The organism is Pseudomonadota bacterium, assembly GCA_030859565.1.
In the GTDB taxonomy this organism is placed as follows: Bacteria; Pseudomonadota; Gammaproteobacteria; order JACCXJ01; family JACCXJ01; genus USCg-Taylor.
The window spans coordinates 1-19,553 of sequence record JALZJW010000032.1 but is presented as its reverse complement, the minus strand read 5'-3'; the positions used below and the strand labels follow the sequence as shown (position 1 = coordinate 19,553).

The window sequence follows — 19,553 nt, the reverse complement described above, 5'->3', positions numbered from 1 at the left end:
CGGTGGATGATGTTCCGTAATGTTCGGATCATTAATAAGCTCGGCTTGCATGCCCGCGCGGCCGCGCGTTTCGTGCAACTGGCGTCGCGCTTTCAATGCGAGGTCACGATTCGCAGAAATGGCAAGGAAGTCAACGGCAAGAGTATTATGGGGGTCATGATGCTCGCCGCTCACAACGGGGCCGAGATCGAAATCCTTGCGAGTGGACCCGACGAGCGGCAGGCCATCGCAAGCTTAGAGGATCTAGTGGCTAACAAATTCGGTGAGTCGGAATGAGCATTTCCCTCCACGGTGTTGGCGTCTCTCGAGGCATCGCCATGGGGCGGGCTCATATTCTCCACCGCGACCAGCTCGATATTAGCGAGTACTGTTTGACAGAAGAGTATATCGTCGCGGAAGTACGCCGGTTCGAGCACGCCGTGCTCACCGCCAGGCAGCAATTGCGCGCGATCCGGGACCATATTCCACCCGCGACCGCACCCGACATCGCTGCGTTCATCGACACCCATCTATTGATGTTGGAGGACTCGACCTTGACGCAAGAGCCCGTGCGGCTGATTACCGAGCGGCGCTGTAACGCTGAATGGGCCTTGAAAATCCAGCGCGATGCGTTGGTGGCGGTTTTCGAGGAAATGGATGATCCCTATCTAAGGACACGCAAGGATGATGTTGATCACGTCGTCAATCGCATGCAACGCATTTTGCTTAATCAGGGCCCGATGCGGCACGAGGTCCCCGATAGCCGGCTGCGGGGCTACATCGTGCTGGCGGATGACCTCACACCCGCGGATACGGTGCTCATGCAACATCACGGCATCGCGGCGTTCGCGACCGAGCACGGTGGCCCAACCTCACATACGGCGATCCTCGCGCGTAGCCTAGGCATCCCGAGCATCGTGGGCCTGCATCAAGCTCGCCGCTACGTGCGTGAAGAAGACCTGGTCATCATCGATGGGATCTCGGGCGTGCTTTTGGTCGATCCGGACCCTGAGACGATCCGGTATTACGAAGGATTACAGCAGCAAGAGCGGGTCTATTTCGCCGAGTTAATCAAGCTGAAGGGCGCGCCGGCGATGACCGGGGACGGCATTACGATTTGCCTGGAAGCCAATATCGAGTTGCCGAAGGATTTCGAATCGGTCCTGAACGTCGGGGCCCTGGGCGTGGGCCTTTATCGCACCGAATATCTCTATATGAACCGGGATCATCCGCCGGCCGAGGAAGAACAGTTCCAGGTGTATTCCCAAGCCTTGCATGCCTTGCAAGGCATCCCGATTACGATAAGAACGCTGGACCTGGGAGCCGACAAGCAGGTCGATGGCAGCGGCGGGCGGGAACGGCCGGTGCTTGCGAATCCGGCGCTCGGGTTGCGCGCGGTGCGTCTATGTCTCAAGGAGCCGGGACTGTTTCTGCCTCAGTTGCGCGCCATCATTCGGGCCTCGGCCCTCGGGCCGGTGCGGCTTCTCATCCCGATGCTTTCAAACCTCCAAGAGCTTTATCAAGTGCTTGCGATTATCGCGGATATCCGCGCGGAATTTCGATCAAACGCCGTCCTGTTCGATCCGGACATGCGCATCGGCGGCATGATCGAGACGCCCGCGGCGGCCATGTGCGCCGATCTTTTCGCCAAGCAGCTTGATTTTCTCTCGATAGGAACCAATGACCTTATTCAGTACACGATGGCGGTCGATCGAGTCAATGACGAGGTCAGTTATCTGTATGATCCGGTCCATCCGGCGGTGCTGCGCTTGATCCGCATAATCATCCAGGCGGCTAGGGATCACAAAAAGCCCGTCGCCATGTGCGGTGAGATGGCCGGCGATCTGCGCTACATACGCCTTCTCCTCGGGCTTGGCTTGCGCGATTTCAGCGTGCACCCGGCGGTCTTGTTGGAAGTAAAGAAAATCATCAACAATACCCGCCTCACGGAGGTCATGCCTCTATCCGAGCAACTGCTGGCGGCGAGCAGCAGCAGTGAAATAAACGAGTTGCTCGGACGCATCAACGCCGGCTTAAACTAAGGCGCCTCGGCAGAATCCCACGTGCGCCGCCGGAGGCGTGCTCGCGGAAAGTGTTGATACCCTATGACCCAAGCATCTAAAAATACAGGGCAAGAGACCGCGGAGATCCTGCGGGGCATGCTGCAAGACGCGCTTTCGGAAGGTGATCTCGTCACCGTCGGTAAGGCTCTTGCGGATCGCCATTCTTCCGAGATCGCCGATCTGATCGAGTCCCTGCCCCCGCACCAACGCCTACAAGTGTGGCAACTTATCTCACCTGAACAACAGGGCGCTGTCTTATCCCATGCACAGGATGGGGTACGTGCAGGCTTATTGGAGCACATGAGTGCGGACAGAGTAGCGGATGTGACACGCGGCCTTGCGACTGACGACGCCGCCGACATCTTGCAGGACTTGCCGGAAACGGTGCTCGATAGCGTGTTGCGGGTTATGGACGAGCAAAACCGTGTCCGCTTATCTTCGGTTTTGTACTACCCGGAGGATACGGCCGGTGGTTTGATGAATACCGATGCCATCACCGTCCGCAGTGATGTAGACCTCGAAGTTGTCATTCGCTATCTGCGCTGGCGCGCCGAGATCCCGGAAAAAACCGATAACCTCATAGTGGTCGATCGCAACCACAGGTATCAAGGTCTGCTTCCGATTACGGCCTTGCTTACCAATGATCCCGATCGCAAGGTCGAGCGCGTGATGGTCAGGGAACCGGAAGCGATCCCCGCCGATCTCCCGGCGGCCGAAGTGGCCAAGAGGTTCGAGCAACGCGACTTGGTGTCGGCGCCGGTGGTCGATCAAAACGGCCGCTTAATCGGCAGGATCACCGTCGATGATGTGGTCGATGTGATCCGAGACCAAGGTGACCATTCGCTGATGAGCCTCGCGGGTTTAGACGAAGGCGACGACATGTTCGCGCCGATCGCGGTGAGCGCGCCGCGCCGTGCGGTGTGGTTGGGCGTCAATCTGATTACGGCGTTTCTTGCGGCCTGGGTCATCGGGCGCTTTGAGGCCACGCTGCAAGAGATCGTCGCGCTAGCGATCCTGATGCCGATCGTCGCCGGCATGGGGGGCGTCGCCGGCAGTCAGACGCTTACGATCATGATTCGGGGTTTGGCCTTGGATCGGGTGGGCCAGGACAACTTGGGATCGCTGCTCAAGAAGGAGATCGCCGTGGGTGTTTGCAATGGGCTGCTCTGGGCCGTCGTGGTCGGGATAGTGACCGCCGCGTGGTTTTCGGACGTGGGCCTCGGCTTGATCCTCGGTCTTGCGCTTTTGACCAATCTAGCCGCTGCGGCCGTGGCTGGGACGCTCATTCCGCTCGGCCTGAAGAAACTCGGCATCGATCCGGCGCTTGCCGGAGGGTTATTTTTAACCACGGTGACCGATGTTGTCGGATTCTCCGTATTTCTGGGCCTCGCCGCCGTGTTTTTAACCTAGGCCATGCGCCGCGCGTCAAATCGAATCATTAAACCAGAGAGCAACCCGCCATGGCCGTAGCGAAATCGAGACTCGATTTATTCTCCTTCCGCGGTAATGTGCGGGTGCTGCACTTGACCTGGTTTGCATTCTTTCTTAGCTTCGTGGTCTGGTTCAACCATGCACCGCTGCTCGCCGCGATCCGCGACAGCTTGAGTCTCAGCGACCAGCAGGTGAAGACCCTGCTGATCCTCAACGTGGCGCTGACGATTCCGGCGAGTATCATCGTCGGCATGCTGGTCGATAAACTCGGCCCGCGCCGGACTTATGCGGTCCTGTTGATCTCATCGAGCTTCCTGTGCTTCTTTTTTGCCCTTGCCCAGAGCTACCCGATGCTCGCGCTCGGGCGATTCTTGCTCGGTTTCGCCGGCGCCGGGTTCGCCATCGGGGTGCGCATGATCAGTGAATGGTTCCCGGCCAAACAAGTGGGTCTCGCCGAAGGGATCTATGCCGGTTGGGGTAACTTTGGCGCGGCGGCGGGAGCGATGGTCCTGCCCGCGCTCGCCTTGGCATTCGGAGGTGAGCACGGCTGGCGCTACGCGATTGCGCTCACCGGCGCGGCGATCCTGGTTTATGCCTTTATCTACTACGCGAGCGTCCGCGACGCGCCCGAGGGATCGACCTATTTCCGGCCCAACAAGAGCGGTGGCCTGGAAGTGACGAGCAAGGGCGATCTGTTGTTGTATGTCCTGATTAATATCCCCTTGTACGCCGCGCTCGCCGTGCTGATATGGAAGCTGGTGACCCTGGACCTGTTGAGCTTCGCGATAGCCGGGGTCATCGACGGCCTGCTGGCGGTTCTCTTTTGCTATCAGGTCTATCATATCTACAAGGTCAACGCCGGGATCTTCGTGCGCCCGGTTCCGGAGCTATACCGCTACAAGTTCAGGCAGGTCGCCATCCTGAATCTCGCCTATATGGTGACCTTAGGGTCGGAGCTTGCCGTGGTCTCGATGCTGCCCCTGTTCATAATGGACACCTTCCATGCTTCCCAGGTGGCGGCCGGTCTCCTGGCCGCGCCGTTCAGCCTCATCGTCGTGTTCGCGCGGCCGTGTGGCGGGTTGTTGAGCGATCGCGTCGGCCGCAAGAAAACTTTACTGATGGTATTGGCCGGCCTCACCTTGGGGTACCTGCTTCTGAGCCAGATGAGTAGCAACTGGCCGCTGCCGCTCGCGGTCGGCGCCATGGTCGGCTGCGGCTTGTTCGTGCATTTCGGGACCGGTGCGGTGTTCGCGGTGGTGCCGCTCATCCAACGTCGGCTGACGGGTCAGATCGCCGGCATGACCGGAGCCTATGGCAACATGGGCGGTGTCGCGTTTTTAACCGTGCTGTCCTTCGTGAGCCCGCAGGTTTTTTTCCTGGTCATTGCCGGCACGGCCCTAGCCGTGCTGGTCGCGATCAGTTTCCTAGAGGAGCCCAAGGGTGCGATGGCCGAGATCTTGCCCGACGGCACCGTGCAGCTCATCGAGGTGGAATAGGCCGCCGGCCGCGCGCTAGCCCGGAGCATCCTCCTCGTGCCTGCCAGCCTCGAGGTCGGCGTCGGTCAATATTCCGATCGCGGCCGCAAGGAGATCAACCAGGATTTCCACGGGGCGATGTTCCCCGTTGAGCCGCTGCGCGCCACCAAGGGCATCGCCATTGCCATCGCCGATGGTATCAGCTCGAGCGAGGCCGGGCAGATCGCCGCCGAGGCGTGCGTCACGGGATTCCTGGAGGATTATTTCTGCACGCCGGAGTCCTGGACGGTCAGGAAATCCGCGCAAAAGGTACTGACGGCGCTCAATAGCTGGTTATACAGTCAGAGTGGTGAGCAAAACCCCGCCCGCGCTCACGTGAGCACCCTGAGCGCGCTGGTCATCAAGTCGGCGACCGCCCATCTCTTTCATGTAGGAGACAGCCGCATCTACCGGTTGCGCGATGGACAGATCGAACAAATCACGACCGATCATCACGTCTGGGTATCGGCCGGGAGGAACTATCTGAGCCGCGCCATGGGCGCCGGCACGCATCTGGACATCGACTATTTCCAGGTGCCGGTGGCGCAGGGCGACATCTTCGTGCTGGCCACGGATGGCGTGCATGAATACCTCGAACGCAATCATCTCGTGGACTTGATTGCGCAGGGAGGTGATAACCTCGATGGGAGCGCGAAAGCGATCGTCGAAACCGCCCTGGCGCGGGGTAGCCCGGATAACCTGACCTGCCAGGTGGTGCGGATCCTAAACCTCCCCCTCCGGGATCCGGACGAGGTCTATCGGCAGTTGACCGCGCTGCCGTTCCCTCCCGAGTTGGAACCGGGTATGGTCATCGACGGCTACCGGGTCCTACGCGATCTCCATACCAGCAAGCGTACCCAGATCTACCTGGCGCTCGATGCCGAGACCGATACCCGGGTCGTGCTCAAGACCCCCTCGGTGAATTATCTGGACGACCCGGCCTACCTCGAGTGTTTTCTACTCGAGGAATGGATCGGGCGGCGGATTGACAATCCCCATGTCCTCAAGGTACGCGGGCACGAGCGCCGGCGGCGTTTTCTCTACCATGTCACCGAGTACATCGAGGGGCAGACCTTGCGCCAGTGGATGCACGACCATCCGGAGCGCCGCTTGGGAGAGGTCCGGGCCATGGTTGAACAAGCCGCGAAGGGGTTGCAAGCCTTCCACCGCATGGAGATGCTGCACCAGGACTTGAAGCCGGAGAACCTGATGATTGATTCGATGGGAACCGTGAAGATCATCGACTTCGGGTCCGCCAAGGTCGCGGGCCTGGCGGAAATCGCGACACCCATCGAGCGCCTCCAGGTGCTCGGGACGCGCAATTACACGGCGCCTGAATACCTGCTCGGCGAACCGGGGAGCAACCGCTCGGATATCTTCTCGCTTGGAGTGATCGCCTACGAGCTGCTGACCGGCCGCTTGCCCTACGGCGAGATGCCCGAACACTGGGCCGCGGCGGCGCCGGCGGCCCGCTGGCGCTACACGTCCGCCTGCGATTACAACACGGCGATCCCGCCTTGGATCGACGGTGCGTTGCGCAAGGCCGTGCACAGCGATCCTACCCGCCGCTGTGCCGAGCTGTCGGAATTCCTGCATGATCTGCGTCGACCGAATCCCGAGTATTCCCGCACGCGGCAGCGCTCGCTTCTGGAGCGGAACCCGGTCGGATTCTGGCGGGGGCTCGCGATTCTCCTTCTTTTTACCGTCGCTTATCTGCTGTTTTTGATATCGCGGTAGCCGCCTAGCAGTTTCCTTTCATAATCATCGCCGCGATCCTGTCAGACAAGGCGCGCCGTTTCTGCTACCATGGCGCCCCTTACGACGTTCAAGCTATCCATGCGTATTCACGTCCTCGGTTCCGCCGCTGGCGGCGGTTTTCCCCAATGGAACTGTAACTGCCCGAATTGCAAAGGTCTGCGCACGGGGTCCTTGCGCGCCCGCGCGCGTTCGCAATCCTCGATAGCCGTCTCCGCCAACGGCGTCGATTGGGTGCTGTTCAACGCCTCGCCCGACATACGCACCCAGTTAGTTTCTGTGCCCGCCTTACAGCCCGGCCGCGGCGTGCGCGACACGGGGATCTGCGCCATCGTGCTTGTCGATGCCCAGATCGACCACACCACCGGTTTGATGATGCTACGCGAACATAAACAGCCGTTGGACGTCTATTGTACTAACATGGTTTATCAAGATCTGACGACGGGCTACCCATTGTTTCGAGTCCTAGAGCACTATTGCGGGGTCGAATGGAATACGCTGCCCATCGACGGCGAGTCGTTCACCGTACCCCGCGCCGCAAACTTGCGCTTCACCGCCGTGCCTTTGCGAAGCGAGGCGCCCCCTTATTCGCCCCACCGCCACGACCCGCACCGCGGCGATACGATCGGCGTCAAGGTCGAAGACCTCGATACGTCAAAAGTCTTGTTTTATGCGCCAGGCCTCGGCGAAGTCGATGACCAGGTATACCGCAACTTGTCGGACGCCGATTGCGTGCTCGTCGATGGCACCTTGTGGACCGAGGACGAGCTCCTGCGGTTCGGGATCAGCACCAAGCTCGCAAGCGATATGGGGCACCTCGCGCTCGCCGGGGAGGGAGGCATGTTGAGCATCCTGGAGTCACTGTCACAGCCGCGCAAGGTGCTCATCCATATCAATAACACCAACCCGATCCTCAACGAGGACGGTCCGGAGCGGCAGGCGCTGACCGAACGCGGCATCGAGGTGGCGTATGACGGCATGGAGATCGTGCTGTGAATGATACAAACGTCAGCGAGCCAGCCGCGTGGACGCGCGCCCGATTCGAGCAAGAACTGCGTTCCATGGAACGGTACTATCATATCCACCATCCCTTCCATGTGCTCATGAACAGCGGCAAGCTCGATGAGAATGGCGTGCGGGGATGGGTCGCGAACCGCTTTTACTATCAGGTGAGCATCCCCATCAAGGATGCCGCCGTGCTCTCGAACTGTCCCGATCGCGAGGTGCGCCGCCAATGGATCCAGCGCATCGTCGATCACGACGGCGGCGCGGGCGATGAGGGAGGCATCGACGCCTGGCTACGGCTTGGCGAGGCGGTGGGGCTCACACGCGAGGAGCTGTGGTCACACGAGCGGGTAGTGCCCGGGGTGCGTTTCGCGGTCGATGCCTATGTGAACTTCGCCCGCCGCGCCACCTGGCAAGAGGCGGCCTGTTCCTCGCTGACCGAGCTTTTCGCCCCCGCGATCCACCAGCAACGCCTCGACCGTTGGCCCGAGCATTATCCCTGGATCCAGCCCGAGGGCTATGCCTACTTTCGCCAGCGGTTGCGGGAAGCGCGGCGCGATGTCGAGCACGGGCTGGCGATCACGCTCGACACTTTCCGTAGCCGCACCGAGCAGCAGCGCGCGCTTGTAATTTTAAAGTTTAAGCTCGATGTGCTGTGGACGATGCTCGATGTACTATGGCTCGCGTATGTGGATCACCGGCCGCCATATTTCAATGTCGTGCCTTGAGCGATGAGCGCGCATTTCGCCGACGACTGCATCCCTCAGATCGCCCCCCTGTTTCGCTTGCAGTGGGAGGAGGCGCAGCAAGCCTATGTCATTCTGTATCCGGAAGGCATGGTCAAGCTCAACAAGACCGCCGGGGAGATCCTCACGCGGTGCGACGGTAAAACCACCTTGAGCGCTATCATCGACGACCTCGAAGGGCAGTTTTCCGGGGCTAAAATCGGCGACGAGATCCGGCATTTTATGGAGACCGCACATGAGCAGGGTTGGGTTCGAATCACCGGCGCGGCCTAAGCCACTGTGGCTGCTGGCGGAGTTGACCTATGCCTGTCCGCTGCAGTGTCCTTACTGCTCGAACCCCGTCGATTATGCGCGCGCTAAGGACGAACTCAGCACCGAGGATTGGCTCACGGTACTCCGGCAAGCCCGCGCGCTAGGCGCGACGCAATTGGGTTTCTCCGGCGGCGAACCGCTGGTGCGGCGCGATCTTGAAATTCTAATCAGGGAAGCTCGATCCTTAGGCTTTTATACCAACCTTATCACCTCCGGGCTCGGCATGGATGAGGCTCGCCTCCAAGCGTTCCGCGAGGCCGGATTGGACCATATCCAGATCAGTTTCCAGGCGAGCCGGAAGGATCTCAATGATTATCTGGCGGGAACGGAAGCGTTCACGCACAAGGTCGAGATGGCGCGCGCCGTAAAAAAACACGGCTACCCGATGGTCCTGTGCTTTGTGACTCATCGCGATAACATCGACCAGATCGAGCACATGCTGCGTCTCGCCAGCGACCTCAATACCGACTACGTGGAGCTCGCCACGACGCAGTATTACGGCTGGGCCTTTCACAACCGCGATCGCTTGCTGCCCAGCCGTGAGCAACTCGAGCGGGCGGAGGCCATCGCCCATGCCTATCAGCAAAGCATGAAAGGCAGGATGAAAATCTTGTATGTCGTTCCAGACTATTATGAGAACCGCCCCAAAGCCTGCATGAACGGCTGGGGCGCCGTGTTTCTCTGCATCGCGCCCGATGGCACCGCGCTCCCCTGCCATGCCGCCCGGCAACTCCCCGGGCTGGATTTCCCGAATGTCCGCCACCACGGCATCGAGTGGATCTGGAACGAGTCATCCGCCTTCAACCGCTATCGCGGTTTCGAGTGGATGCGCGAGCCGTGCCGCTCCTGTCCGGAGCGCTTCAAGGACTTCGGCGGGTGCCGCTGCCAAGCTTACATGCTCACCGGCGACGCCGCGAACGCGGACCCGGTTTGCGATCTCTCGCCCCACCATGATCGGGTCCTTGCCGCCATCGGGCGCGCCGCCCAGCGTGCTGAACAGCCCGTGGTGTTTAGAAACACCAAGAATTCCCAGTTACTCGGTTGAGGAACCGTGACGATACGCCTTGCTCAAACGCCGGCGCTACTTCCTGCAACACGACCCGAATCTCCGGGCGGATGATTGAGGGGATCAGGTCCTGTTCAACGGCTGTCTCGACCACCGTGTTAGGCGCTGGCGATCAAGACAACCAATGCAATAATGCTGAGAACGCTGCGTACGGCATGTAATTGGCCCCAGTGAACGAGTAACTCGCGTGCGTTTGAGGACGTTCTGTCCAGTGTGGGTTCGAGCAACTGCCGGGTCGTCGGCATGATGACTACTAAGGTGAACGGAATGACGAGCCCAAGGAGTAAACCGCCAACCAGCCACCCAAGCGTGCCGCCTGCAAACCATGCCACCACCGCGGAAAGAAAACCGAGTGCAGCGAGTGACGCTTGCATAACCGCCGCCCTGCGGTAGCTCGGCGCAAAAACGGTTGCGGCAAGCTTAGTACCGCACTCCATCCGTGCAGGGTGTTCAACAAGGTTAATATAAACAGCGGCACCGGCAAACAAGCCGCATGCGACCATCGCAACCAACTGAGCTACCGTCTGAAGCATTGTCATGACTTGACTCTTTCTCAGCGGCCAATGTTGAAGCTCACCGGACCGCCGCTTGCGGCGCGTCCGTGTGGAGCGCTTGCTTAGGAGCGGGTTTTCCCCTCTGCTGCAACCCCAACGGCTGATGAGGTGGCCACACTGGAACCGGTAGCAATAACGTCAAGGCCGACCGGATTACCAGCGCCATCGCGCCGGACTTCGATAGACGCGTTCGGATGCTCAACAAAATAAAGGACAGAGGAGGTTGTTTGGTGCAAACGAGCTGCCTCAGTTCGCAGTTCGTCGCCGGCTCTCTTATAGTACCACCACGCGAAGAACCAAGTTACCACTGAACCGACCAACGTCGAGATCAGTGGAATCAGAAACTGAGACAAGGATTCGCACATTGTACCTTCCACACTTAACAATTGCTTAGGCAGAATCTGTCAACGCCCTATATTTGGACTCCGTGCATCGTGGCCTCTAGGTGAGTATAGATGAGTTCGTTCAAGCGCTCCAACAAGAAGGTACGGCTATGCGTCCATAGCTGCCCCTGTTCCTCATCATCGCCTGCGACCTCTTTTCCGATTCAAGCCCGTTCCCTTATACTAGCCAAGCGAAGGTGCCGGCCGAGGTGGCGGAACAGGCAGACGCGCCAGACTCAAAATCTGGTGGGGGAAACCCCGTGTGGGTTCGATTCCCACTCTCGGCACCAAGCAAGCATCCAGCACCGTCCAACCACGTCCATAAAACCCGCGTATTACATAGCTCCAACGCCATTTTACTGCCCCAAACAGTCCGGCGAGGGTCATTGACAGCCGGGGGCAACTGGGGGGCAATATTGGGAGCAACAGGATTTAGAGGTGGGGGCAACTCCAGCCTTTGCCAATGTCTCTGACCCCATACCGCAATTCGTAACGCTAAGCCGAAGGACAAACCCCGCCATTCCTACGTCGGTACGGGCTTCGGTGCGTTGGTGCCGCTTGTTGGGGATTGCCCATCACCAAGCACAAGCTATCGGCGTAAGCCGTCGCATCAAACCAATACGGCGAACCCAACAAAAATGGGCCGCCGTTTTCTTTGTGCGACACGTAGATCGGCGACCGGATCAACAAGACCATCGAAAAGCTCGCCGGTGCCAACGAAGTGCTGCAAGGGATCGCGTTTCCCGACTTCAACGACGACGACAAGCTCGGCAAGGGCAAGGAGATGGTCGATCGCCTCTCCAACTTGGTGGCCATCTTCAATAACCCGGCGCTCGATTTTCGCGGCAACCGCGCCGAGGGCGACGATCTCTTGGGCGACGCCTACGAATACCTGATGCGCCACTTCGCCACCGAGTCGGGCAAGAGCAAGGGGCAGTTCTACACTCCGGCCGAGGTATCCCGCGTCATGTCCATGGTGATTGACCTGGGTGCGGCCATGAGGGCCGACCAAAGCATCTACGACCCCACCTGCGGCTCCGGCTCGCTGCTCTTGAAAGCCCACGACGAAGCTAAAAGCCGCACCCGGCTGGACCTCGCCCTCTACGGGCAGGAAATGGACAATGCCACCGCCGCCTTGGCGAAGATGAACATGGTCCTGCACGACTGTCCGACGGCGGAGATCTGGAAGGACAATTCGCTGGCCGCGCCCTACTTCAAGCAGGCCGACGGGCGGCTCAAGACCTTCGACTTCGTGGTGGCCAATTTCCCGTTCTCGAACAAGGCGTGGAGCAACGGCCTCGACCCGGCCCATGATCTCTACGGTCGCTTCGTGTACGGTATCCCGCCCGCGAAGAATGGCGACTATGCGTTCCTCTTGCACATCCTTAGCAGCCTCAAGAGCACCGGCAAGGGCGCGGTTATCCATCCCCACGGTGTGCTGTTTCGCGGCGGCGCCGAGGCCGACATCCGCAAACGCCTCGTCAGGCAGGGCTACATCAAAGGCATCATCGGCCTGCCCGCCAACTTGTTCTATGGCACCGGCATCCCCGCCTGCATCCTGGTGCTGGACAAGGAAAACGCCGGGGCCCGCAAAGGCATCTTCATGATCGACGCATCCAAGGCCTACATCAAGGACGGCAACAAGAACCGCCTGCGCGCCCAAGACATCCACAAGATCGTGGACGCCTTCACCCGGCAGGTGGAGATTGCCAGGTATTCGCGCATGGTGCCGCTGGCCGAGATCAGCGACCCAAAGAATGACTTCAATCTTAATCTACCGCGCTACATCGACAGTACCGAGCCGGAAGATTTGCAGGACATCGACGGCCACCTGCGCGGCGGCATTCCCGACCGCGACATCGACGCCCTTGATCCTTACTGGCAGGTCTTTCCCGCCGTGCGCGCGCTGTTGTTCGAGTCGGCAGGCCGTCCCGGCTACAGCCGGCTGAAGTTGCCGGTGGCTGAGATCAAGAACGCCATCTTCGGCCATCCCGAATTTACCGCGTTCAACGCGGCCGTCACCGCAATCTTCGCCGAGTGGAAGGCCGCCAACGCCCCGCGCCTCCATGCCATCGCCCAGGGCGACCACCCCAAGGCGCTGATCGAAACCCTGTCAGAAAACCTACTGGAGACCTTTCGACAGGTCGGGACAACCGGCCTCGAATCAAGCCGTCATACCGGCATGGAGTGCCGGTATCCAGTTGACAGGGACGTTACCTCGTCCGTCGTCCCGAGCGTGTGGGTTCCGGCAATCCCTGCCGGAACGACGAGCAAAGACCTTCATTCAACGGCATTCGGGTCGTCACTACTGGACGCCTACGACGTCTATCAACACCTCATGGACTACTGGGCGGCGACGATGCAGGACGATGTGTATCTCATCGCCCATGCTGGCTGGGTGGAGGCCGCCAAGCCGCGCCTGATCGTCGAAACGAAGGAGCAGAAAAGCAAGGAACAGCCGGATTTCACGGTGGGTAAACAGAAGTTCAAGTCGGACCTGATCCCGGCCACGCTGCTGGTCGCCCGCTACTTCGCTGCCGAGCAGGCGGCCATCGAGGCGCTGGAAGCGGAACTGGGTGGGCTGGAGCAGAAGCTCGACGAACTCAAAGCGGAACACGCAGGCGAGGGCGGCCTGTTGGAAGAGGTGGTGGACGACAAGGGCAAGATCACCAAGGCTAGCCTCAAGGCACGAATCACTGAAATCAAGCATATCGCCGTCAGGCCCGCGAACTCCACCGTCATTCCCGCGAAAGCGGGAATCCAGTCGGATCAAGAAGAACTCGATGCACTCAATCAGTGTTTGCGGTTGCTCGACAGCGAATCGGAAACCAACCGCAAGGTGAAGGCCGCGCAGGATGCGTTGGAGGCCAAAGTCGCCGCGAAGTACGGCAAGCTCACCGAGGCCGAGATCAAGACCCTCGTGGTAGACGGCAAATGGCTGGCCCAACTGGCCGCCGATGTGCAGAGCGAACTGGACCGCGTCTCGCAGGCGCTCACGGGCCGCGTCCGAGAGCTGGCCGACCGCTACGCCACGCCCCTACCGCAGCTTGCCGAGGACGTAGAAACCCGCGCCGCGTGCGTGAACGAACATCTGAAGAAGATGGGGTTCGTCGTCCATGGCTAACGCGCCAGTGAAAACGGACAAGGAGCCGGTGGGCGTTGAGGATGCCCGCGCCGATTACCAATCTTCCGCTGTCAGTTCACCACCGGTATCGCCCGGCTACAAGGCGACCGAGGTGGGGGTCATTCCGGAGAATTGGGAGGCGAGGAAACTCGGAGGACTGGCAACTTTTCGAACGGGACCGTTCGGTAGCGCATTGCACAAATCTGATTACGCCAATGATGGTGTGCCGGTCGTAAACCCGATGCACATCATCGATGGCGATATAGTGCCTACTCGGACTATGACCATCACCGAATCCGCCGCGAAGAAGCTCTCGGATTTCAGGCTCAAGGTTGGTGAGATAGTCATTGGCCGGCGGGGCGACATGGGGCGGTGCGCCGTTGTGCGGAACGAACATAACGGCTGGCTATGTGGGACGGGATCGATGATGTCCGTCCGTCCCGGGGCGTTGATGCTGATTTTCTTCAGCGCGTACTTTCCAGCGCCCCCGTGGTCGCCGCCATCGAGGACTCGTCGGTTGGATCGACGATGATCAACCTCAATCAGGGCACGCTAAGCGGGTTATTTGTTCAGTCTCCACCCTTACGAGAACAACGCGCCATCGCGGCGGCGCTGAGGGATGTGGATGCGCTGCTGGGTGCGCTGACCCGGCTCATCGCCAAGAAGCGCGACCTCAAACAGGCCGCCATGCAGCAGCTCCTCACCGGCTCGCGACGCCTGCCGGGCTTCAGCGGGGAGTGGGAGGTGAAGCGGTTCGGCGACTTATTTCAGTTTCTGAACACGGCCAACAATCCTCGTGCTGATCTCTCGGAGTTTTGTGACATCGGTTATATCCACTATGGAGACATTCACATGTCTACGGCGGCATTTCTTGATTGTGCCACCGAAGCGCTGCCCCTGATCGCAAAGGCAAGGGTTGCCAATATCCCGCTGGTCGAAGATGGCGATCTGGTCATGGCCGATGCATCGGAGGACTATGAAGGCATTGGCAAATGCGTGGAGATTCGCAATGCGAGTGGGCGGAAGATTGTCGCCGGTCTGCATACGTTCCTGCTCAGAGGCAACCCGCATCTCGTCGCCAACGGATTCAAGGGCTATCTACAGTTTATTCCGTCGGTTAAGGCCGCCTTGGTGCGATTCGCCACCGGCATTTCGGTCTATGGTGTTTCAAAGAACAACGTCAAAAGCATCGAAGTGTTTCTTCCTACAGTTGACGAACAAACCGCCATCGCAACCGTCCTCTCCGACATGGATGTCGAGATCGCCGCCCTCGAAGCCCTGCTAGCCAAGACCCGCGCCCTCAAGCAGGGCATGATGCAGGAGCTTCTCACCGGGAGGACGCGCCTGGTATGAGCACGGCAACCCGGACGAACTCGAACGGGAGACAACCATGAAAATCTCCACTATCCTCGATCACATTGATAACGGGCACGTAGCCCTGCCCGAGTTCCAGCGTGGCTATGTGTGGAATCGCGACCAGGTGCGTGGGCTGTTCGATTCCCTCTACCGCCGCCATCCCGTCGGCGGTCTGCTCGTGTGGGCCACCGAATCGAGGACGGCGACTCATCGCGGCGATGGGCCGTTGGCGGCGGGGGTCGTGAAGCTGCTGCTCGACGGCCAGCAGCGCATGACCTCGCTCTACGGAGTGGTGCGCGGCAAGCCGCCGAAGTTCTTCGACGGCCACGCCCAGGCGTTCACCGGGCTGCGCTTCCATCTCGATACCGAGACCTTCGCGTTCTACCAGCCGGTGAAGATGCAGGACGATCCGCTGTGGATTGATGTGACTGAGTTGATGCAGAAAGGCACCGCCGGACTGGGCGCGTTTGTGACGCGCCTGAGTGCGCAACCAGCACTTGTGGCGAAGGTTGGCGAGTATGTCGGACGGCTCAGCCGGTTGCTGGGCATCACTGACGTGGAGCTTCATGTCGAGGAAGTCACCGGCGCGGACAAGACACTTGATGTGGTAGTGGACATCTTCAACCAGGTGAACAGCGGCGGCACGAAGCTCTCCAAGGGCGACTTGGCGCTGGCCAAAATTTGCGCTGACTGGCCCGAGGCTCGCGACACCATGAAGGCCAAGCTCAAGCAGTGGGCCAAGGCCGACTACCATTTCAACCTCGATTGGCTGTTGCGCTCGGTGAACACCGCGCTGACCGGCGAGGCCAAGTTCCAGTTCCTGCACGACAAGAGCGCGGAAGAAATCCAGAACGGCCTCAAGCGCGCCACGAAGCACATCGACACTAGCCTGAACCTGATCAGCGGACGGCTGGGGCTCGATCACGACCAGGTATTTTTCGGGCGCTTCGGCGTACCCGTGATGGTGCGCTACCTCGACCGGCGAACGGGGACCATGGGCGAAAAGGAGCGGGACAAACTGCTCTTCTGGTTTGTGCAGGCAGGCATGTGGGGCCGGTTCTCGGGCTCCACCGAGTCGTTCATCGATCAAGACCTGGCCGCGCTGGACGGGGAAGACGGCGGCCTCGACAAGCTGCTGGAGCAACTGCGGCTGTGGCACGGCGGCCTGCGGGTCGAGCCGGGACACTTTACGGGCTGGAGTCTGGGTGCTCGCTTCTATCCCGTGCTCTACCTGCTGACGCGGATGGGCGGAGCACGGGACTGGGGCACCGGCCTGGCGCTCAAAGCCAGCCTGCTCGGCAAGATGAGTCGGCTGGAGGTACATCACATCTTTCCCAAGGCGCAGCTCTACAACCACAAGTTCAAGCGGCCGGAGGTGAATGCCCTGGCGAACTTCTGCTTCCTGACCAAGGACACCAATCTCGACATCAGGGATCGGCTGCCGGAGGAATACTTCCCGGAAGTGGAGAAAGCGCACCCCGGCGCGCTGGCTTCACAATGGATTCCTAGCGACCCCGCGCTGTGGAAGATGGAGAACTACCGCGGCTTCCTCGAAGCGCGGAAAGCGCTCCTTGCGGGAGAGGTCAACCAGCGGATGGAAGGGCTTCTCCACGGGGAGACGCGCTGGCTCGAAGGACCGGCGGCGGCATTGCCCACCGCGGCTGTGATGGGGGGAGGTATCACCAGTGACGCCGAGGAAGCGCAGCTCGAATCGCTCAACGCCTGGATGGAGGAACACCGCCTGCCTCGCGGGGTATTAGCGTACGACTTCGCCGATGCCTCGACCGGTGAGCAGAAGGCCGTGTTCGATCTGGCGTGGGCAAGCGGAATCCAGGAGGAATTGAGCCAGCCGGTTGCGATCCTCTTGAACGAGAGCAACGAGACCCTAGCTATTGCGAGTCAGGCGGGTTTCCGTTGCTTCACGGCCATCGAGGAGTTCCAGCGTTATGTAAAGGCGGAGATCCTTGTGATGGATGCGCGCATATGAGCACCGTAGGCCAGATCGAAAAGAAAACCCAGGCTCGCGTCGTAGCCCTGTTCCGCAACACCTTGGGCTATGCCTATCTCGGCGACTGGATCGACCGGGATAATAATCGCAACATCGAGCCGGAGCGGCTGCGCGCCTGGCTGAAAACGCAAGGGCACGAGGCGGCGCTGATCGAAAAAGCACTGCGCGAGCTGATGACTGCCGCGAATGACGCGAGCAAAAGTCTCTACGACCGCAACCGCGCCGTCTATGGCCTGCTGCGCTATGGCGCAAAGGTGAAGGCCGAAGTCGGCGAGAACACGCGGACCGTCTGGCTGATCGACTGGAAGCATCCGGAGAACAACGACTTCGCCATCGCCGAAGAGGTGACGGTCAAAGGCGCGGACGCCAAAGCCAACACCAAGCGGCCGGATGTCGTGCTCTATGTGAACGGCATCGCGCTCGGCGTGCTGGAACTGAAACGGTCCACCGTCTCGGTCGCCGAGGGGATCCGCCAGAACCTGGACAACCAGAAGGAGGAGTTCATCCAACCCTTCTTCACGACCTTGCAATTCGTCATGGCGGGCAACGGCACCGAGGGCCTGCGCTTCGGCACCATCGAAACGCCGGAGAAATATTACCTGAAATGGACCGAAGACAGCCCGATCGAGAATATGCTCGATCGGCATCTGATCCAGCTCTGCGGCAAGGCACGCTTGCTTGAATTGATCCACGACTTTGTGGTGTTCGATGCGGGCACCAAGAAGCTCTGCCGGCAGAACCAGTATTTCGGCGTGCGTGCCGCGCAGGACTTCATCCGCCGGCGCGAGGGCGGGATCATCTGGCACACTCAGGGCAGCGGCAAATCGCTCATCATGGTGTGGCTGGCCAAGTGGATCCGCGAGCATGTGACAAACGCCCGCGTGCTCATCATCACCGACCGCACCGAGCTGGACGAGCAGATCGAGAAGGTCTTCAAGGGCGTCGACGAGCACATCTACCGCACCCGGAGCGGAGCGGATCTGATCGCTACCCTCAACGCCACCACGCCCTGGCTGGTGGGTTCGCTGGTGCACAAGTTTGGCGGCAAGGAAGACGGCGAAGCCGCAGAAAACGCCGCCGATCTCCTCGAAGCGATCAAAAACCTGCCGCCGGACTTCAGGCCCAAGGGCGATCTCTATGTGTTCGTGGACGAATGTCACCGCACCCAGTCGGGCGATCTCCATAAGGCGATGAAGTCCATCCTGCCCAATGCGCTCTTTATAGGCTTTACCGGCACGCCGCTGCTCAAGGCCGACAAGCAGAAGAGCATCGAGGTGTTCGGCCGCTACATGCACACCTACAAGTTCGATCAGGCGGTGCGGGAAGGCGTGGTGCTCGACCTGCGCTACGAGGCGCGGGACATCGACCAGGCCATTACCTCTCAAAGGAAAATTGACGAGTGGTTCGAGGCTAAGACCCAGGGGCTGAACGATCTGGCCAAGGCGCAGTTGAAGCAGAAATGGGGCACGATGCAGCGGGTGCTCTCCAGCCAGTCGCGGCTGGAAAAGATCGTCGCCGACATTCTCTTCGACATGAGTACCAAACCGCGCCTGATGGACGGGCACGGTAACGCCATGCTGGTGTCGGGCAGCATCTACGAGGCGTGCAAGTTCTATGAGCTCTTTGCCAAGACGGAATTGAAAGGCAAGTGCGCCATCGTCACCAGCTACAAGCCATGCGTTGCGGACGCCAAAGGCGAGAGCAGCGGCGAGGGGGATACCGACAACCTGCGTAAGTACGAGATTTACCGGAAGATGCTGGCCGCCTGGTTCATCGAGCCCCCGGAGACGGCGGTCGACAAGGCCGAGAAGTTCGAGCAGGAGGTCAAGAAAAAATTTGTCGATGAACCGGGGCAGATGAAGCTCCTGATCGTGGTGGACAAGCTGCTGACCGGCTTCGATGCTCCCTCGGCGACCTATCTCTACATCGACAAGCAGATGCACGACCACGGCCTGTTCCAGGCGATCTGCCGGGTGAACCGGCTGGACGGCGACGACAAGGATTAGGGCTACATCATCGACTACAAGGACCTGTTCAAGAGCCTGGAAGGTGCGGTACAGGACTACACCTCTGGCGCGCTGGACGGCTGTGCCTCCTGCTCGTCCTTCGAGAGTGAGGTGACGATAAAACGGGGATTCTCCCCTTTGGCCAGGAATTCTGGCTCTTCCTTCTCACCGAGCACCCCCAATAACACATCGTGCCGCAGGGTGTCGTGATCGTTGAGATCCTCGTACCCGAGCGCAATCCCATACACCCG

15 protein-coding genes, 1 tRNA gene and 1 pseudogene are annotated in these 19,553 nt (G+C 60.1%); 15 read left to right on the top strand and 2 right to left on the bottom strand.

Annotated features, from left to right (window positions below; translation table 11 throughout):
• The first annotated feature begins 6 nt into the window (after window positions 1-6).
• The 9 genes from M3436_06800 (at window position 7) to pqqE (ending at window position 9,850) form a co-directional block, all read left to right on the top strand.
• Window positions 7-276: an HPr family phosphocarrier protein gene (locus M3436_06800; protein MDQ3563846.1), complete on the top strand. Its 270-nt coding sequence runs from the start codon at window positions 7-9 to the stop codon at window positions 274-276.
• Window positions 273-2,021, top strand: a complete 1,749-nt coding sequence (ptsP, locus tag M3436_06795) for a phosphoenolpyruvate--protein phosphotransferase (GenBank protein MDQ3563845.1) — start codon at window positions 273-275, stop codon at window positions 2,019-2,021. The genes M3436_06800 and ptsP overlap by 4 nt, the downstream gene beginning before the upstream one ends.
• Before the next feature lie 63 nt (window positions 2,022-2,084).
• Complete coding sequence (gene mgtE, locus M3436_06790; protein ID MDQ3563844.1) at window positions 2,085-3,452, top strand: magnesium transporter; 1,368 nt, start codon at window positions 2,085-2,087, stop codon at window positions 3,450-3,452.
• 50 nt (window positions 3,453-3,502) lie between these two features.
• The gene (locus M3436_06785; GenBank protein ID MDQ3563843.1) at window positions 3,503-4,969 is read left to right on the top strand and encodes a NarK family nitrate/nitrite MFS transporter; all 1,467 of its coding nucleotides are present in this window, start codon (window positions 3,503-3,505) and stop codon (window positions 4,967-4,969) included.
• Window positions 4,970-5,005: 36 nt separating this feature from the next.
• Window positions 5,006-6,724, top strand: coding sequence for a protein kinase (locus M3436_06780; protein ID MDQ3563842.1), 1,719 nt, complete (start codon window positions 5,006-5,008; stop codon window positions 6,722-6,724).
• 99 nt (window positions 6,725-6,823) lie between these two features.
• Window positions 6,824-7,738, top strand: a complete 915-nt coding sequence (pqqB, locus tag M3436_06775; protein ID MDQ3563841.1) for a pyrroloquinoline quinone biosynthesis protein PqqB — start codon at window positions 6,824-6,826, stop codon at window positions 7,736-7,738.
• Window positions 7,739-7,803: 65 nt separating this feature from the next.
• Entirely contained in the window at window positions 7,804-8,475 is a 672-nt protein-coding gene (gene pqqC / locus M3436_06770) for a pyrroloquinoline-quinone synthase PqqC (GenBank protein MDQ3563840.1), read from the top strand.
• Between the two features lie 3 nt (window positions 8,476-8,478).
• The gene (pqqD, locus tag M3436_06765; GenBank protein ID MDQ3563839.1) at window positions 8,479-8,766 is read left to right on the top strand and encodes a pyrroloquinoline quinone biosynthesis peptide chaperone PqqD; all 288 of its coding nucleotides are present in this window, start codon (window positions 8,479-8,481) and stop codon (window positions 8,764-8,766) included.
• Window positions 8,729-9,850 carry a pyrroloquinoline quinone biosynthesis protein PqqE gene (gene pqqE / locus M3436_06760; protein MDQ3563838.1) on the top strand — a complete coding sequence of 374 codons (1,122 nt, stop codon included), beginning with the start codon at window positions 8,729-8,731 and terminating at the stop codon, window positions 9,848-9,850. The genes pqqD and pqqE overlap by 38 nt, the downstream gene beginning before the upstream one ends.
• 119 nt (window positions 9,851-9,969) lie before the next feature.
• On the opposite strand, the gene M3436_06755 is transcribed toward pqqE, so the two are convergent.
• Window positions 9,970-10,410, bottom strand: a complete 441-nt coding sequence (locus tag M3436_06755) for a DUF1772 domain-containing protein (protein MDQ3563837.1) — start codon at window positions 10,408-10,410, stop codon at window positions 9,970-9,972.
• A 601-nt stretch (window positions 10,411-11,011) separates the two neighbouring features.
• Here M3436_06755 and M3436_06750 point away from each other — a divergent pair.
• The 6 genes and pseudogenes from M3436_06750 to M3436_06725 all read left to right on the top strand — a co-directional run bounded on the left by M3436_06750 (window position 11,012) and on the right by M3436_06725 (window position 19,383).
• Window positions 11,012-11,098 (top strand) — tRNA-Leu (locus M3436_06750).
• 431 nt (window positions 11,099-11,529) lie between these two features.
• Window positions 11,530-13,932, top strand: a complete 2,403-nt coding sequence (locus M3436_06745; GenBank protein MDQ3563836.1) for an N-6 DNA methylase — start codon at window positions 11,530-11,532, stop codon at window positions 13,930-13,932.
• A complete protein-coding gene (locus tag M3436_06740) occupies window positions 13,925-14,464 on the top strand; it encodes a restriction endonuclease subunit S (protein ID MDQ3563835.1) in 540 nt (179 codons plus the stop codon). Before M3436_06745 ends, M3436_06740 begins: the two co-directional genes overlap by 8 nt.
• Entirely contained in the window at window positions 14,422-15,285 is an 864-nt protein-coding gene (locus M3436_06735; protein MDQ3563834.1) for a restriction endonuclease subunit S, read from the top strand. Before M3436_06740 ends, M3436_06735 begins: the two co-directional genes overlap by 43 nt.
• A gap of 37 nt (window positions 15,286-15,322) precedes the next feature.
• Window positions 15,323-17,275: a DUF262 domain-containing protein gene (locus M3436_06730; GenBank protein ID MDQ3563833.1), complete on the top strand. Its 1,953-nt coding sequence runs from the start codon at window positions 15,323-15,325 to the stop codon at window positions 17,273-17,275.
• Window positions 17,272-19,383 (top strand): annotated as a pseudogene (locus tag M3436_06725) (HsdR family type I site-specific deoxyribonuclease). The gene M3436_06730 and the pseudogene M3436_06725 overlap by 4 nt, the downstream one beginning before the upstream one ends.
• Here M3436_06725 and M3436_06720 read toward each other — a convergent pair.
• Window positions 19,359-19,553 (bottom strand): transposase (locus M3436_06720; GenBank protein ID MDQ3563832.1); only part of this gene is annotated, 195 nt, incomplete at its 5' end. The pseudogene M3436_06725 and the gene M3436_06720 overlap by 25 nt on opposite strands.

Bases quoted from the DNA above. Each gene is read 5' to 3' on its own strand.
- M3436_06740 (MDQ3563835.1), top strand. From the start codon at position 13,925: ATGGCTAACGCGCCAGTGAAAACGGACAAGGAGCCGGTGGGCGTTGAG.
- M3436_06730 (MDQ3563833.1), top strand. From the start codon at position 15,323: ATGAAAATCTCCACTATCCTCGATCACATTGATAACGGGCACGTAGCC.
- pqqC (MDQ3563840.1), top strand. From the start codon at position 7,804: ATGGAACGGTACTATCATATCCACCATCCCTTCCATGTGCTCATGAAC.
- M3436_06785 (MDQ3563843.1), top strand. From the start codon at position 3,503: ATGGCCGTAGCGAAATCGAGACTCGATTTATTCTCCTTCCGCGGTAAT.
- mgtE (MDQ3563844.1), top strand. From the start codon at position 2,085: ATGACCCAAGCATCTAAAAATACAGGGCAAGAGACCGCGGAGATCCTG.
- pqqE (MDQ3563838.1), top strand. From the start codon at position 8,729: ATGAGCAGGGTTGGGTTCGAATCACCGGCGCGGCCTAAGCCACTGTGG.
- M3436_06800 (MDQ3563846.1), top strand. From the start codon at position 7: ATGATGTTCCGTAATGTTCGGATCATTAATAAGCTCGGCTTGCATGCC.
- ptsP (MDQ3563845.1), top strand. From the start codon at position 273: ATGAGCATTTCCCTCCACGGTGTTGGCGTCTCTCGAGGCATCGCCATG.
- M3436_06755 (MDQ3563837.1), bottom strand. From the start codon at position 10,410: ATGACAATGCTTCAGACGGTAGCTCAGTTGGTTGCGATGGTCGCATGC.
- pqqD (MDQ3563839.1), top strand. From the start codon at position 8,479: ATGAGCGCGCATTTCGCCGACGACTGCATCCCTCAGATCGCCCCCCTG.
- pqqB (MDQ3563841.1), top strand. From the start codon at position 6,824: ATGCGTATTCACGTCCTCGGTTCCGCCGCTGGCGGCGGTTTTCCCCAA.